The 12,959-nt window shown below is 65.9% G+C and carries 11 protein-coding genes and 1 tRNA gene; 9 read left to right on the top strand and 3 right to left on the bottom strand.

Going from position 1 to position 12,959, the window contains the following annotated elements; all coding sequences use genetic code 11:
- Positions 1-22 precede the first annotated feature (22 nt).
- On the top strand, positions 23-1,204 hold the full coding sequence (locus tag HZ321_RS12325) for a DegT/DnrJ/EryC1/StrS family aminotransferase (protein WP_206682779.1): 1,182 nt from the start codon (positions 23-25) through the stop codon (positions 1,202-1,204).
- A gap of 90 nt (positions 1,205-1,294) precedes the next feature.
- Here the strand turns inward: HZ321_RS12325 and HZ321_RS12320 are convergent, their stop codons facing one another.
- Both HZ321_RS12320 and HZ321_RS12315 read right to left on the bottom strand, forming a co-directional pair.
- Positions 1,295-2,698, bottom strand: coding sequence for a pilus assembly protein TadG-related protein (locus tag HZ321_RS12320; protein WP_181702664.1), 1,404 nt, complete (start codon positions 2,696-2,698; stop codon positions 1,295-1,297).
- 286 nt (positions 2,699-2,984) lie between these two features.
- A tRNA-Ser gene (locus HZ321_RS12315) sits at positions 2,985-3,074 on the bottom strand.
- Between the two features lie 212 nt (positions 3,075-3,286).
- On the opposite strand from HZ321_RS12315, the gene HZ321_RS12310 reads away from it, so the two are divergent.
- From HZ321_RS12310 to HZ321_RS12275, 8 genes are all read left to right on the top strand, one after another.
- Positions 3,287-3,730, top strand: a complete 444-nt coding sequence (locus HZ321_RS12310) for a hypothetical protein (protein ID WP_244635839.1) — start codon at positions 3,287-3,289, stop codon at positions 3,728-3,730.
- Between the two features lie 217 nt (positions 3,731-3,947).
- Entirely contained in the window at positions 3,948-5,336 is a 1,389-nt protein-coding gene (locus tag HZ321_RS21520; RefSeq protein WP_206682778.1) for a septal ring lytic transglycosylase RlpA family protein, read from the top strand.
- On the top strand, positions 5,337-6,524 hold the full coding sequence (locus tag HZ321_RS12300) for a D-alanyl-D-alanine carboxypeptidase family protein (RefSeq protein ID WP_181702663.1): 1,188 nt from the start codon (positions 5,337-5,339) through the stop codon (positions 6,522-6,524).
- Between the two features lie 48 nt (positions 6,525-6,572).
- Positions 6,573-7,220, top strand: coding sequence for a dTMP kinase (tmk, locus tag HZ321_RS12295; protein WP_181702662.1), 648 nt, complete (start codon positions 6,573-6,575; stop codon positions 7,218-7,220).
- A 3-nt stretch (positions 7,221-7,223) separates the two neighbouring features.
- Positions 7,224-8,282: a DNA polymerase III subunit delta' gene (locus tag HZ321_RS12290; RefSeq protein ID WP_181702661.1), complete on the top strand. Its 1,059-nt coding sequence runs from the start codon at positions 7,224-7,226 to the stop codon at positions 8,280-8,282.
- Positions 8,283-8,402: 120 nt separating this feature from the next.
- Positions 8,403-9,950, top strand: coding sequence for a methionine--tRNA ligase (metG, locus tag HZ321_RS12285; protein ID WP_181702660.1), 1,548 nt, complete (start codon positions 8,403-8,405; stop codon positions 9,948-9,950).
- A 132-nt stretch (positions 9,951-10,082) separates the two neighbouring features.
- On the top strand, positions 10,083-10,877 hold the full coding sequence (locus HZ321_RS12280; RefSeq protein WP_181702659.1) for a TatD family hydrolase: 795 nt from the start codon (positions 10,083-10,085) through the stop codon (positions 10,875-10,877).
- Positions 10,874-11,686 carry an MBL fold metallo-hydrolase gene (locus tag HZ321_RS12275; RefSeq protein WP_181702658.1) on the top strand — a complete coding sequence of 271 codons (813 nt, stop codon included), beginning with the start codon at positions 10,874-10,876 and terminating at the stop codon, positions 11,684-11,686. Before HZ321_RS12280 ends, HZ321_RS12275 begins: the two co-directional genes overlap by 4 nt.
- Before the next feature lie 50 nt (positions 11,687-11,736).
- Here the strand turns inward: HZ321_RS12275 and HZ321_RS12270 are convergent, their stop codons facing one another.
- On the bottom strand, positions 11,737-12,738 hold the full coding sequence (locus tag HZ321_RS12270; RefSeq protein ID WP_181702657.1) for an ABC transporter substrate-binding protein: 1,002 nt from the start codon (positions 12,736-12,738) through the stop codon (positions 11,737-11,739).
- Positions 12,739-12,959 lie beyond the last annotated feature (221 nt).

Below are 12,959 nucleotides of genomic sequence, written 5' to 3'. Positions count from 1 at the left end.
CGATCGCCTCGGCGTGCCGACCTTGATCAACGCGAAGGGCACGGCCACGCGCCTGTCCGGTGGGCGGATGCGGGACGAGGTGACCGAGGCGATGGCCGACGCGGCGCGGCACTGCGTCGACATGGCGGACTTGCAAGCCGCCGCTTCGCGCGAAATCGCAGCGATCACCGGGGCCGAGGCGGGCTATGTCGCCGCGGGGGCGTCGGCGTGCCTGCTGCTGGCGGCAGCGGCCTGCCTGGCGGGGCTGGACGTCGCGCGGATGGCGCGGCTTCCCGATGCGCGGGGCATGCCGAACGAGATCGTCATGGTGCGCAGCCAGCGCAACGGCTACGACCACGCGATCCGCGCGGCCGGCGCGACCATCGTGGAGGTCGGGCTGCCGGACCGGCACGCCGGCTCCGGAGTTCGCGATGCGGAGGTCTGGGAGATCGAGGCGGCCCTCTGCGAGGCCACTGCGGCAATCTTTTACGTGGCGGACGCGAACGCTTTGCCGGATCTCCCGCTCGTCACCGCGCTCGCGTCTCGCCACAACGTTCCTGTCATCGTGGATGCGGCGGCCCAACTGCCGCCCCAGGCGAACCTCCGCCGGTTCGTCGCGGAAGGCGCCGACCTGGTGGCCTTCTCCGGCGGCAAGGTGATCGGCGGACCGCAGGCGAGCGGTTTCCTCTGCGGCCGGAGGGACCTCGTGATGTCCGCCGCGCTCCAGCATCTCGACCTCGACGTCTTCGAAGACATGTGGCGGCCGCCGTCGACGCTGATCGACCGAAGCCGGATGAAGGGTGTCCCGCCGCACGGCATCGGGCGGTCGGCAAAGGTGGGCAAAGAAGAGATCGTCGGGCTGCTCACGGCGCTGCGCCTGTTCGTCGAGGAGGGCGACGCGGTCCGCCATGCGCGCTGGCTGGAGCTGCTGCGAAACATCCAGGCAGGGCTCGCCGGGACCGCGGGCTTTTCGGTCCGCATCGAAGGCGCGGAAGACCGGACCTGCGTGCCCACTCTGGTGCTCGCACCGGCCGATCCGCAGTGCCGCGTCGAGGCGTTTATCAACGCTCTGATCGATGGGCGGCCCAGCATCCACGTCGACGCCTCGCGCCGCGCGCAGAACCTGATCGTGATCAACCCGCTCTGCCTGCGCGACGCGGACATTCCCCCGATTGTCGACGCGCTGACAGCCCGCGTACCCGTTGATGACGGCTGGCTCTCATGAGCCTCCGGCCACGCGTGTGGCGGACGGAGCCTCGAGTGCCCGGATGGTCGTGGCAGGCCAGATCCCGACCGCCTCGGCGGTGCGGGACCCTCACTTCACAAGCCGGATCCCTTTGAGGTCGGAGGAGATCGCGCCGAACGATTCCAGAAATTCCTCGTCAGAGTCTGTATCGAAGAATTTATCGGGACTGCTCGCGCATTCCATCAGTAGATCTTCTGTCGACTTGTCCGTGACACCGAACGAAACGGTGAAGACCTCGATGCCGAGCTTTTTGGCGATATTGCATTCCTCAAGCAGCATCGTATCCGCGTGCTCTTTGTCTTCGCCGTTGTGATAGGGCTGTTTGAGAGATCTGGTATTGGTTCCGTCGGTCATGAGAATGATGGTCTTGCGCGGAAACCTGTTCTCATTGGTGCTGTCGAAAGCCCGCCCTTCGGTGTAGGGCGCTTCGGGCGTCAGGACATTGATTCCCCAAAGCATGCCCGCCGTGATGTAGGTCTCGTTTCGGGCCTCCATCGCAGATATCGCCGAGATAGCTCTGCCTTCGATCGAGGTCAGGGGTGTCACCTCCGTGGCGCATGACTTGTTCATGACCCCCGGATAGGGCACCCCGTCCGCGTTGGGAGCGGTCGAGAAAGGTTCGGGCCTCGATCCGACGCAGCCCCTCCATTCGAACTCCTCGGTCGGCGTGGAGCACTCCGTCTCCGTTCCTATTTTTCGCTTCTCACAGATCTTCTTCTCGCATTCTTCAGATACGCCGTCCTTCTCGCACTGCTTGTCCTCGTACCTGCAGTTGAACTTTTCGTATACGTCTTTGACTTCGCAGACCCGTTCGCCGACCGTCTTGCTGTCAGGCGGCACAGACATCCAAGGTGCTTGCCGATTTTCCAAGCCAACGTTGACATAATCGACGAACGGCACGACCGCCACACGAACGTTGTTGTTCGGGTTCGGCTTGATAGCCTGAATCAGATCCTTGCTGGCCATCTTCAACGTTTCGAGTCGGGTTCGCTTGTTCGCCCCGACGGTGGTCATGGAGTAGGTGTTGTCCAGGACCAAGGCCAATTCCAACTCTGACGAATTGAGATTCACGGCGGATTTGACGGCAACCTCGGTTACCGGATAGCCGAACAGGGACATCACCACGTTCTCCGAACGCCCGAAAAGCTGGTATTCGAAAGAACCGCTCTTCCTGTCCATGAACTTGAGGTCTGATGCATCCGGCAAACTTAGATACTGGCTGACCGGATTCTTCAGAAGAAACTTGTCCGCGACGGCCTTCAGCCCACGCTCAGAAGTTTCGCTCGAAACCGCTGCTGCGAGAGCAGCCGCGTCCGCGGCGTGCTGCATTTGCGTTTGAACCGCCAGGCTTCTGCCATAGTCCACGGCTGAACCCACCGCGGCGAACGCGAGCGTCATTGTCGCCGCGAAGTAGATGGCGATACTCCCCCGCGTATCGCGACGAAAGGAACGGCCTATGGGCGACAAGGGCATCGGCTAGTCCGACTGAGCTATTAATTGCAAAACAGATATACATTGTGAATTGCATCTATTTCGAAAATCTAAATGACTATATGCATGATAATTATGCGTAAGCATTTGTTCTATAACGTCACTGCTGTTGAAGTGCCGAAACTCCAGCGCGACAATCTGATGTCGCCCACACGTTCGGCACAGAGAAGAACGCCCTGCATCCCTCCAAACAGCTGCCACCCCTGCACAGGCTTGTGCGAGGATGAAGCGGCTTTGGACCGGAGCGTATCGCTGTCGCGCAATGACATGGCGGATGGGGTGGGATTCGAACCCACGGAAGGCTTGCACCTTCGCCGGTTTTCAAGACCGGTGCCTTAAACCGCTCGGCCACCCATCCGTCGCGCAAACGGCCCGCGGGGGGCCGGAGGCCTTCGACTGAGGGCGTTGCTAGCCGATCCCGCGCTCTCGTGTCCAGTATGGCTGTGGCAAAACCGTTTCGGGACTTGCCTCGTAGAACCGTCGGTCCGGGGATCGTCGGACGATAGAGCGGCCGGCCTGACGGCCGAGAGGCCGAATCGGTGCGGTCTCGTTCGAAGAGGAGGCATATCCATGGCGCTCGGTTTCCCTGGCTTCAACGTGGCACGCCGCAAGGCGATCATCGTGTCCAGCCTGTTGGTCGGGCTGCTGCCGGTGGGTGCCATGTTTCCGGCCGACGAGGCGCGGGCGGATGTGCCTGCGTTGTCCAGCACGGAGATCCGCAAGGCCGTGCGCGGCAAGCGGATCTACCTGCAGACGCCGCTCGGCGGCGAGTTCCCGCTCTACTACAAGACCGACGGCACGGTCGACGGCAGCGGCGAGGCGCTCGGCCTCGGGCGATTCATGGCGCCGAAGGATAAGGGAAAGTGGTGGATCGAGTCCGACATGCTCTGCCAGCAATGGCAGGAGTGGTACGACGGAAAGCGCCAGTGCTTCGTCCTGTCACGGCTCAGTGAAACCACTCTTTACTGGAAACGCGACGACGGGTTAGAAGGAGAGGCGCGGATCGGGCCTTGAAAGAGAACCGGTCCGGCAGGGGTCAAACGAACGACAGCTCGAACCGGGCAGCCGATCCTGAATTGTTAACGTTCAGTTAACCAATCGGCTGGACTATGGGCGCGACGACCGTGGGGACGGTGGTTGCGGCTCTGCGATGCGGAACGGATGCATGGTCACATGCGTCTGCGAATGCTCGTGTGCTCGACTGCTGCCGTCGACAGTTAGGGTACACGACATGAACGCACGGCGGCCGCTTCCGAGTTCGCTTGAAAAAGCAAAGCCCGGCCCATCGCTCCTCACCGCCGTCGCTGGTTCCGTTTTCCTCTGCATCGCCCTGGCGGGCTGCAGCAGTGTCCCGACCACCCCCATCAAGACTGCCAAGTCCGAGGTGGATCCCAAGCTCGGCGTCGCTCCGAGCCCCCGAGTGATCCAGGTCGGAGAGGCCGTGCCGAAGGGCGGCGGACGCAAGATGGTCGGCAAGCCCTATACGGTTGCCGGCAAACGTTATGTGCCCCGCCTCGATCCGGACTATCGCAACGTTGGCCTCGCCAGTTGGTACGGCGACGCCTTCCACGGCCGCTACACTGCCAACGGCGAGATCTACGACGCCAACGCGCTGACTGCCGCCCATCCCACCATGCCGCTGCCGTCCTATGCCCGGGTCACCAGCATGACCACGGGGCGCAGCATCATGGTGCGCGTCAACGATCGCGGGCCCTATCACGGCAATCGGATCATGGACGTGTCGCGCCGAACCGCCGAGATGCTCGGGATCCGCCGCGCCGGCATCGCCAAGGTGAAGGTCGAGTACGTCAGCGCCGCGCCGCGTGACGGCGACGACTCCAGCTTCCTGCTGGCCTCCTACCAGGGGCCGGCGCCCGGCCCGATCGGCATGCCGGAAACGATGGTCGCCTCGGCTGAACCGCTGCCCGGCGTAAGCGCGCCCAAGGCCGCGCCTTCGACGGCTCCTGCCGCTCCGGTCGCCGCGCCGTCCTATCCGGTGGTCGCAGCGGCTCTGCCGCCGATCCGCCCGGCTCCGCTGGCGGAAGAAGCCTACATCATGGTCGCCTCGCTCGACCCGGCCGACGCCTACTACGCGGCCGGCGGCCAGCCGATCCAGGTCGCCGCCGCACCGGCAGCCGCCGAGACCATCCGCCCGACGCTGGCAGGCTTCACGGTCAACTCATTCCAGGTCGGGGCTCAGCCGATCGGTTTCGATCAAGGTGCGATCCAGGGACAGCCGAGCCTCCAGGTGCCGCTGCCCGAGGCCGCGCCGCCGCGCTCGTCCTATGCGGCCGAGCGCGTCGACCTCGCCTATGCGGCCGTGGAGGCCGTCGGCTCCGGCGTGTCGCTCGGTGATCTCGCCAAGAGCCTGGAGAGGGCATCCAATCGCACTCTGCCCGACACGGTGGTTCAGGTCGGCGTGTTCGGGAATCCGGAGAACGCCGATCGCGTGGCGGATGCGCTCGCCGGTATCGGCCGAGTCGCCATCGACGATGTGGAGGTGGGCGGCAAGATCATGAAGCGCGTGCGGATCGCAGCTCTGGTACCGGGCGTCGCGGTCGAGGACGCCGTTGCGGCTGCGGTTCAGGCAGGTGCTGCGGGCGCGCGCGCGGTTCGCTGATTGCCGTCCGTACCGGCCGGCGACGATCGTTCGGGGGCTTTCGAGGCCGACGTGAAGCTGTTCCTGGTCTTCTGCCTTGGGCTCCTGACGCTGACGACCATGGCCGGCGCAGTGGAAACGGCTGCTCCGCGCGCCATGATCGTGGAGACCGGAACCGGCTCCATCCTCTACAGCAAGGCGGCCGAACGCCCCTTCGCGCCTGCCAACTTCACCAAGCTGATGACCGCTGCCGTGGTCGCGGACGCTCTGGCCAAGGGTGAGGTCCAACCGGAGACGTCCTACAAGGTCAGCGAGCATGCCTGGCGCACCGGCGGCGCGCCGGCCCGCGTGACGACCATGTTCGCCGCCGTCCGGTCGTCCGTGCCCGTCGACGCGCTGCTCAAGGGCCTCGTCGTCCAGTACGCCAACGACGCGGCGATCATTCTGGCTGAAGGCATCGGCGGTACCGAGGAGGCGTTCGCGGCGCGGATGAACGATCTCGCCCGCGCGATCGGCATGCGGCAGACCCGGTTCGTGAATCCCACCGGATTGAACGCCAAGGGCGCCAGGACCAGCCTGTCCGACATTGCCAGGCTGGTAGCCCATGTCCAGACCGATCGGCCGGATCTCTTCGGCCTCTATCGGCTTGCCGAGTTCGAGTGGAACAAGATCCTGCAGACCAACAAGACGACCTTCCTGCGCGATATTCCGGGCGTCTCGGGCATGATCATGGCCTATGACGAAACGGACGGGTTCGGGGCGGTAGTGACGGTGGAACGGGACGGGCGACGGATGCTGGTGCTCGCCAGCGGTTTGAAGTCGCCCGCCGAGCGCGACGCGGAAGTGCGCGCGCTGATCGACGCCGCCTTCGCGGAATTCGCCCGCGTCACTCTCTATCCGGCGGACGTCGTCGTCACCACGGTTCGCGTGTTCGGCGGCACCGAGACACGGGTGGCGGTCAAGGGAAAGACCTCGGTGGACGTGACGCTGCCGAACGGAGAACGGGACGAGTTCCGCGCCAAGGTGGTCTACGATGGCCCGATCCGCGCACCCGTGACCGCCGGTTCCACGGTGGCCATGCTGGAGATTCGCGTCGATGGGCGCCTTTACCAGCAGGTCCCGCTCGTCGCTGCGGCGGACGTCCCGGCCGGGACCATGGCCAATCGCGCCCGTGACGGACTTCGCGAACTCCTCGTCGGTTGGTGGTAGAAGCTGATTACCGGGAACGCCCGGACGACGGATAGGGGCGGAGCGCAGGTGGCTGGAAGGTTCATCACCTTCGAAGGCGGCGAGGGGGCGGGAAAGTCGACGCAGGTCCGGCTTCTTGCCGATCGACTGCGCGTGTTGGGCTTCGACGTCACGACCACCCGTGAACCCGGCGGATCGCCGACAGCCGAGGCGATCCGGGGGCTGCTTCTCTCCGGACGCGCCCGGCCGCTCGGCGTTCTGGGCGAAGCCTACCTCTTCGCAGCGGCCCGTATCGACCATATCGCGGAAACGATCCGGCCGGCGCTCGACCGGGGCGCCTTTGTTCTCTGCGACCGTTTCACAGACTCCACGCGGGTCTACCAGGGCGGGGCAGGGGGGCTCGATCCGGCAACGGTCGGCGACCTTGAGCGGGCCGCCATTGGTGCCTTGATGCCGACAATGACGATCATTCTCGACCTGCCGGTGCACGTCGGGCTGGCGCGCGCCAAGGCCCGGGCCGGTACAGAACCGGCGGACCGCTTCGAGGCCGACGCGATCGCGGTCCATGAGGCGAGGCGGCAAGGCTTCCTGGCGATCGCCCGGGCCGAGCCGGAGCGCTGCGTGGTGGTCGACGGCACTGCGGATGCGCAAACGGTCGGACAGGCGATCTGGGCCGCCGTGGCCGACCGCTTCGGCCTTGAGAAACGGACCCGATAGCGGATGGCGGAGATCGTCGATCACACGTTCGAAGCCGACTGGCTGGAGGGGCTGCCGCTGCCGCGGGAGCAGACGGCCCTTCATGGCCATGCGAATGCTGCCCGCACCCTGCACGAAGCCTATCGCTCCGGCCGGATGCACCACGCGTGGCTGATGACCGGACCTAAGGGCATCGGCAAGGCGACGCTCGCCTTCCGCTTCGCCCGGTTCGCGCTGTCCCATCCGGATCCCACCAAGGCGCCGCCGGCCGAGGGCGAGCCGCTGACGCCGGTCGACCCGAGGGTCGCGGCCCAGATCGCAGCCGGCGCCCATCCCAATCTTCTCCACCTCCGCCGACCCTGGGACGAGGACAAGAAGAAGCTGAAGACCCTGCTGACTGTCGACGAGGTCCGCCGGGCTGGTGCCTTCTTCGGGACATCCGCGGGCGGCCGGGGCTACCGGATCGCCATCGTCGACGCCGCCGACGAGATGAACCCGAACGCTGCCAACGCGCTTCTGAAGATGCTGGAGGAGCCGCCGCCACGCGCCATGTTCCTGGTGCTGAGCCATGCGCCCGGCCGGTTGCTGCCGACGATCCGCTCGCGATGCCGCCGGCTCAACCTGGAACCGCTGGGCGACCAGGACCTGCTCGCGGCACTCGATACGCTCAACGTCGCCGTGGACGCCGATGTCCGAGCCGCGCTCGCAGCCATCGCGGAGGGCAGCGTCCGACGGGCGGCCGAATGCCTGGAAGGCGAAGGGCTGGCTCTGCATGCCGCCTTCGTCCAGGTCGTCAACGGTCTGCCGCGGCTGGACCGCCGTGCGCTGCACCGGTTCGCAGAACTCGCCGGCGGCCGGCGCGGCGACGACAGCCTTTCCCTGGTTGCCGATTTCGCACGGCAGTGGCTGGCCGACGCGATGCGGGCGAAGGCACCCGAGGGCGCCGGTGCGGTGGCCGGTTATGCCGAAGCCTGGGATGCGGTGAACCGGATCATCGCCGAGACCGACGGTCTCAATCTCGACCGCAAGCAGGCAGCGATCGGCCTGATGGAAGCTTTGGCCCGCGCAGCCGAACGGGGTTGAAGGCAAGCGGCGCGGCACGGTCTTGCGGCGACCGCCGGCCACGATGCTTGCGGAACCCCCTCCCGGTTGTTTATCGAAGGACGCGGGCCGCCCTGCCGGCGGCCGAACCGACGAGACCCCATGAAACCGACATTCTTCATCACGACGGCGATCAGCTATCCGAACGGAGCTCCCCACATCGGCCACGCCTACGAGGCGATGGCGACGGATACGATCGCCCGGTTCATGCGGCTCGACGGCCATGACGTGCATTTCCTCACTGGGACGGACGAGCACGGCATCAAGATGTTACAGACCGCGCGCAAGGAGGGCATCAGCCCGCGCGAACTGGCCGATCGGAATACGGCGCTGTTCCAGGAGATGGCGAGGCTCCTCGGCCTGTCGAACGACGACTTCATCCGCACCACGGAGGCGCGCCACAAGAAGGCAAGCCAGGCGATCTGGGAGGCGATGAAGGCAAACGGCGACATCTACCTGGACAGCTATGCCGGCTGGTATTCCGTGCGGGACGAAGCCTTCTACCAGGAGGGCGAGACCGAAGTGCGCGCCGACGGTGTGCGCTACGGGCCGCAGGGCACGCCCGTGGAGTGGGTGGAGGAGGAGAGCTACTTCTTCCGCCTCAGCGCCTACCAGGACAAACTGCTGGCGCTCTACGAGGACAATCCGGACTTCATGGGCCCCGACGAGCGCCGCAACGAGGTGCTGAGCTTCGTCCGGAGCGGCCTCAAGGATCTCTCGATCAGCCGCACCACGTTCGACTGGGGCATCCCGGTGCCCGGCGACGAGCGCCACGTGATGTACGTGTGGGTGGACGCGCTGACGAACTATATCACCGCCGTCGGCTATCCCGATGTCTCCGGCGAAACCTTCACCAAGTACTGGCCGGCAGTCCACATCATCGGCAAGGACATCGTCCGCTTCCACACCGTCTACTGGCCCGCGTTCCTGATGTCGGCGGGCGTCGCGGTGCCCAAGCGCGTCTACGCCCACGGTTTCCTGTTCAACCGTGGGGAGAAGATGTCGAAGTCGGTCGGCAATGTCGTCGGACCGAAGGAGCTGGTGGACACCTACGGCCTCGACCCGGTCCGCTACTTCTTCCTGCGCGAGGTGCCGTTCGGCTCGGACGGCAACTACAGCCACGAGGCCATCATCGCCCGGATGAACGCGGACCTTGCCAACGACCTTGGAAACCTCGCCCAACGGTCGCTGTCGATGATCGCCAAGAACCTTGGCGGAGTGCTGCCGAAGGCCGGCGACATCTCCGACAGCGACCGCGAGATCATGGCCGCGGCCGATGCCCTTCTGCCGGTCTGCCGGGAGGCGATCGGGCGCCAGCAGATCCATCAGGCGCTGAACGCGATCTGGGCGGTGGTCGCCGACGCCAACCGCTACTTCGCCGCGGAGGCGCCGTGGGCGGTCCGCAAGACCGACGAGGTCCGCTTCGGAACGATCCTCTACGTGACGGCCGAAGTGCTGCGGCAGGTCGGGATCCTGATCCAGCCGGTGATGCCGGGCAGCGCCGCCAAGCTGTTGGACCTGCTCGGCGTTCCGGTCGAGGAGCGCGGTTTCGATCGGCTCGGTCCGAATCATCGCCTGGTCGCGGGCGGCACGCTTCCGCCGCCGGTGGGCATCTTCCCACGCTTCGTCGAGGAGAAGCCGGCGGATTGACCGGGCCGGCTCGAGGTTTCGCGAGGCATTATCCCGCGGTGCGGCAGCATTCCTGCCGCACCGCCCTCGACACGCCAAGTCCGGCCCGCTATCTCGGGAAGGCTCGCCCAGGGAACGGATTGATCGCGTACGATGCTCGTCGACAGCCATTGCCACCTCGACTTCCCCGATTTTGAGGGCGAACTCCCGGCCTTGCTCCAGCGCGCGAGCGATGCCGGGGTAGGGCTGATGGTGACGATCTCGACGCGGGTTCGGCAGTTCGACCGCATCAAGGCCCTCGCCGAGTCGGACCCGCGGATCTTCTGCTCGGTCGGCACCCATCCGCACAACGCCGGCGAGGAGACCGACGTCACCACCGCCGATCTCGTCCGTCTGTCGGCCTACGAGCGCTGCGTGGCGATCGGCGAGGCGGGGCTCGACTACTTCTACGACAAGGCGCCGCGCGAGGCGCAGGCAACGGGCCTGCGCCGCCACATCGCCGCCGCGCGCGAAACCGGGCTGCCGCTTGTGATCCACGCCCGGGATGCCGACGACGACATGATCGCCATTCTGCAGGATGAAGCTGGCAAGGGGATATTTCCCGCACTCCTCCACTGCTTCTCCTCCGGCAGGCGGCTGATGGAGGTTGGCGTTGACCTCGGCCTCTACGTCTCCTTCTCCGGAATCCTCACATTCAAGCGGTCCGAGGAAATCCGCGCCATCGCCGCCGACGTGCCGCTCGATCGACTGCTGGTGGAGACCGACGCGCCATATCTGGCGCCGCAACCCTGGCGCGGCAAACGGAACGAACCGGCCTATGTCGCGCATACCGCGAAGGTGCTGGCGGAGGTGAAGGGCATCGGCGAGGCGGAGATGGCGGCTGCCACCACGGCCAACTTCCTGCGCCTGTTCTCCAAGGTGCCGCGCGATGCGGTGACGGCTGAATGACCGGCGCGCTGCTTCGCTTCACGATTCTGGGCTGCGGATCCTCGCCCGGCGTGCCGCGGATCGGCAACGACTGGGGATCCTGCGACCCGCGCGAACCGAAGAACCGGCGGCGTCGGGCGTCGCTGCTGATCGAACGCGTCACGCCGGACGGGAAGAAGACCGTCGTCGTGGTCGACACCGGGCCGGACTTCCGCGAGCAGATGCTGTCCGCCGAGATCGGCTGGGCCGACGGCGTGGTCTACACCCACGCGCACGCCGACCACATCCATGGCATCGACGATCTCCGGTCCTTCGTGCTGAACCGGCGCCGCCGCGTCGACGTCTACATGGACGAGGCGACGTCCCGGAGGATCCACGAAGGCTTCCACTACTGCTTCGTGACGCCGCACGGCTCCAGCTACCCGCCGATCGTGGAGGAGCATCGGATCACCCCCTGGCAGGCGTTCACCATCGACGGGCCGGGCGGGCCGATCGAGCTTCTACCATACGATCAGAAGCACGGGGATATCCGCAGCCTTGGGTTCCGGGTGGGCGACTTCGCCTATTCCTCGGATGTCAGCGCGATGCCGGATGAATCGCTGCCGCTGCTGCGGGACCTGGAGGTCTTCGTGGTGGACGCCTTGCGCTACACGCCGCATCCCAGCCACTTCTCGCTCGACGAGGCCCTGGTGCTGTCGAAGGTGCTCGCGCCAAAGCGGACGATCCTCACCCACATGCACATCGATCTCGACTACCGGGCCCTCCATGCCGCCCTGCCGGCCGATGTCGAGCCGGCCTACGACGGCATGGTGATCGAACTGCCGGCCTGAACGGAAAGGCAGAGGGCAGGGGAGGCGAACCTCCCCCGACCCGATCGGCGTCAGGCGCCCTTGGAGAGTTCGGCCCAGTAGGTACCGTCCGGGAAGGCAGTGGCCTTGCCGACCAGTTCCTCGCCGCCCAGTCCGGCCAGAACGGAGAACAGCGCCTTGGCGTCCGCGACTTCGTCGGCCACGGCGCGCGAGGGGATGCCTTCGCGGAAGCGATCGCGCAGGGCCGCGAACACCGCGTCGTCCTTGGCGTTCATCATGGGGCGGATGCGCTCCCACTCGGCGTCGGAGGTCTTGAAGATCTCCTTGGCCTCGCGCGAGGCGGCCACGAAGCCCTTTGCCGCGTCGAGGTTCTCGGCAGCCCACTTCTCCGAGAAGACGTAGCCGACTGCGGAGATGGCGCCCTTGGCACCCATGGCGATGGCGGCTTCCTCGCCGCTGATCACCTTGCGGAAGCCCTTGGCCTCGAGCCGGGCGACGAAGTTCCAGAAGGTGAGGGCGGCGTCGAGTTCGCCGGACTCCAGCTTTTCCGACAAGAGCGGCGGCGCGCCGAACTGAGGCTCCGTCTCGGCGGCGAGATCGACGCCGAAGTCGCGCTTGGCGACGCCCTGCAGCAGCAGCCAGTTCTTGTCGAGCGGACCGCCGGCGACGCCGACCTTCTTGCCCTTCAGGTCGCCCAGCGTCTTGATCGGGCTGTCGGCGGGAACGACGATCGAGCCGACCGACGAGGAGAAGGGCACGAAGACGAGATCGCTGCCCTCGCCGCGTTCACGGGCGACAAGCAACCAGTCCGAGGTGATGATGTCGGCGTCGCCGGCCTGCAGCGCGATGCGGGTCGCCTCGTTGTTGGCGACTTCGACCACGTCGAGCTCGAAGCCGTGCTTCTTGTCGAGACCGTTCGACTTGATGACGTCGAGTTCCCAGTTCACCGTTCCGGTCTTCAGCACGGCGATGCGGATCTTACCGGCGGCGAGCGCAGGCCCTGACGACAGCACGACGCCAGCGCCGGCCATGAGGGCCATGAATTCACGCTTGTTGAGTTGCAGTCCCGACATTCCAACCTCCCGATCCGGGCTGTACCGCCCGATTTTTTCGCCCAGCGCAACACGTGCGCCATCTGGCCCGCTCGATACCGAAGAGCGCCTTGGGAAATAAGCCTATGGGCCCGGGATGGCAGGGGCAATCCGACGGATCGGCGCAGCCGCCTTAAATTATCGTAATCTTGCCTGCCTTCAGAGCGCTCCTTCCTGTCAACAAAGATCTTGACATCGTTGAC

Origin of the sequence: Chthonobacter albigriseus, assembly GCF_013839445.1 — a bacterium.
Classification (GTDB): domain Bacteria; phylum Pseudomonadota; class Alphaproteobacteria; order Rhizobiales; family Pleomorphomonadaceae; genus Chthonobacter; species Chthonobacter albigriseus.
Note: the sequence above shows the minus strand (reverse complement) of the source record. Positions and strands in the feature narration are given on the sequence as shown.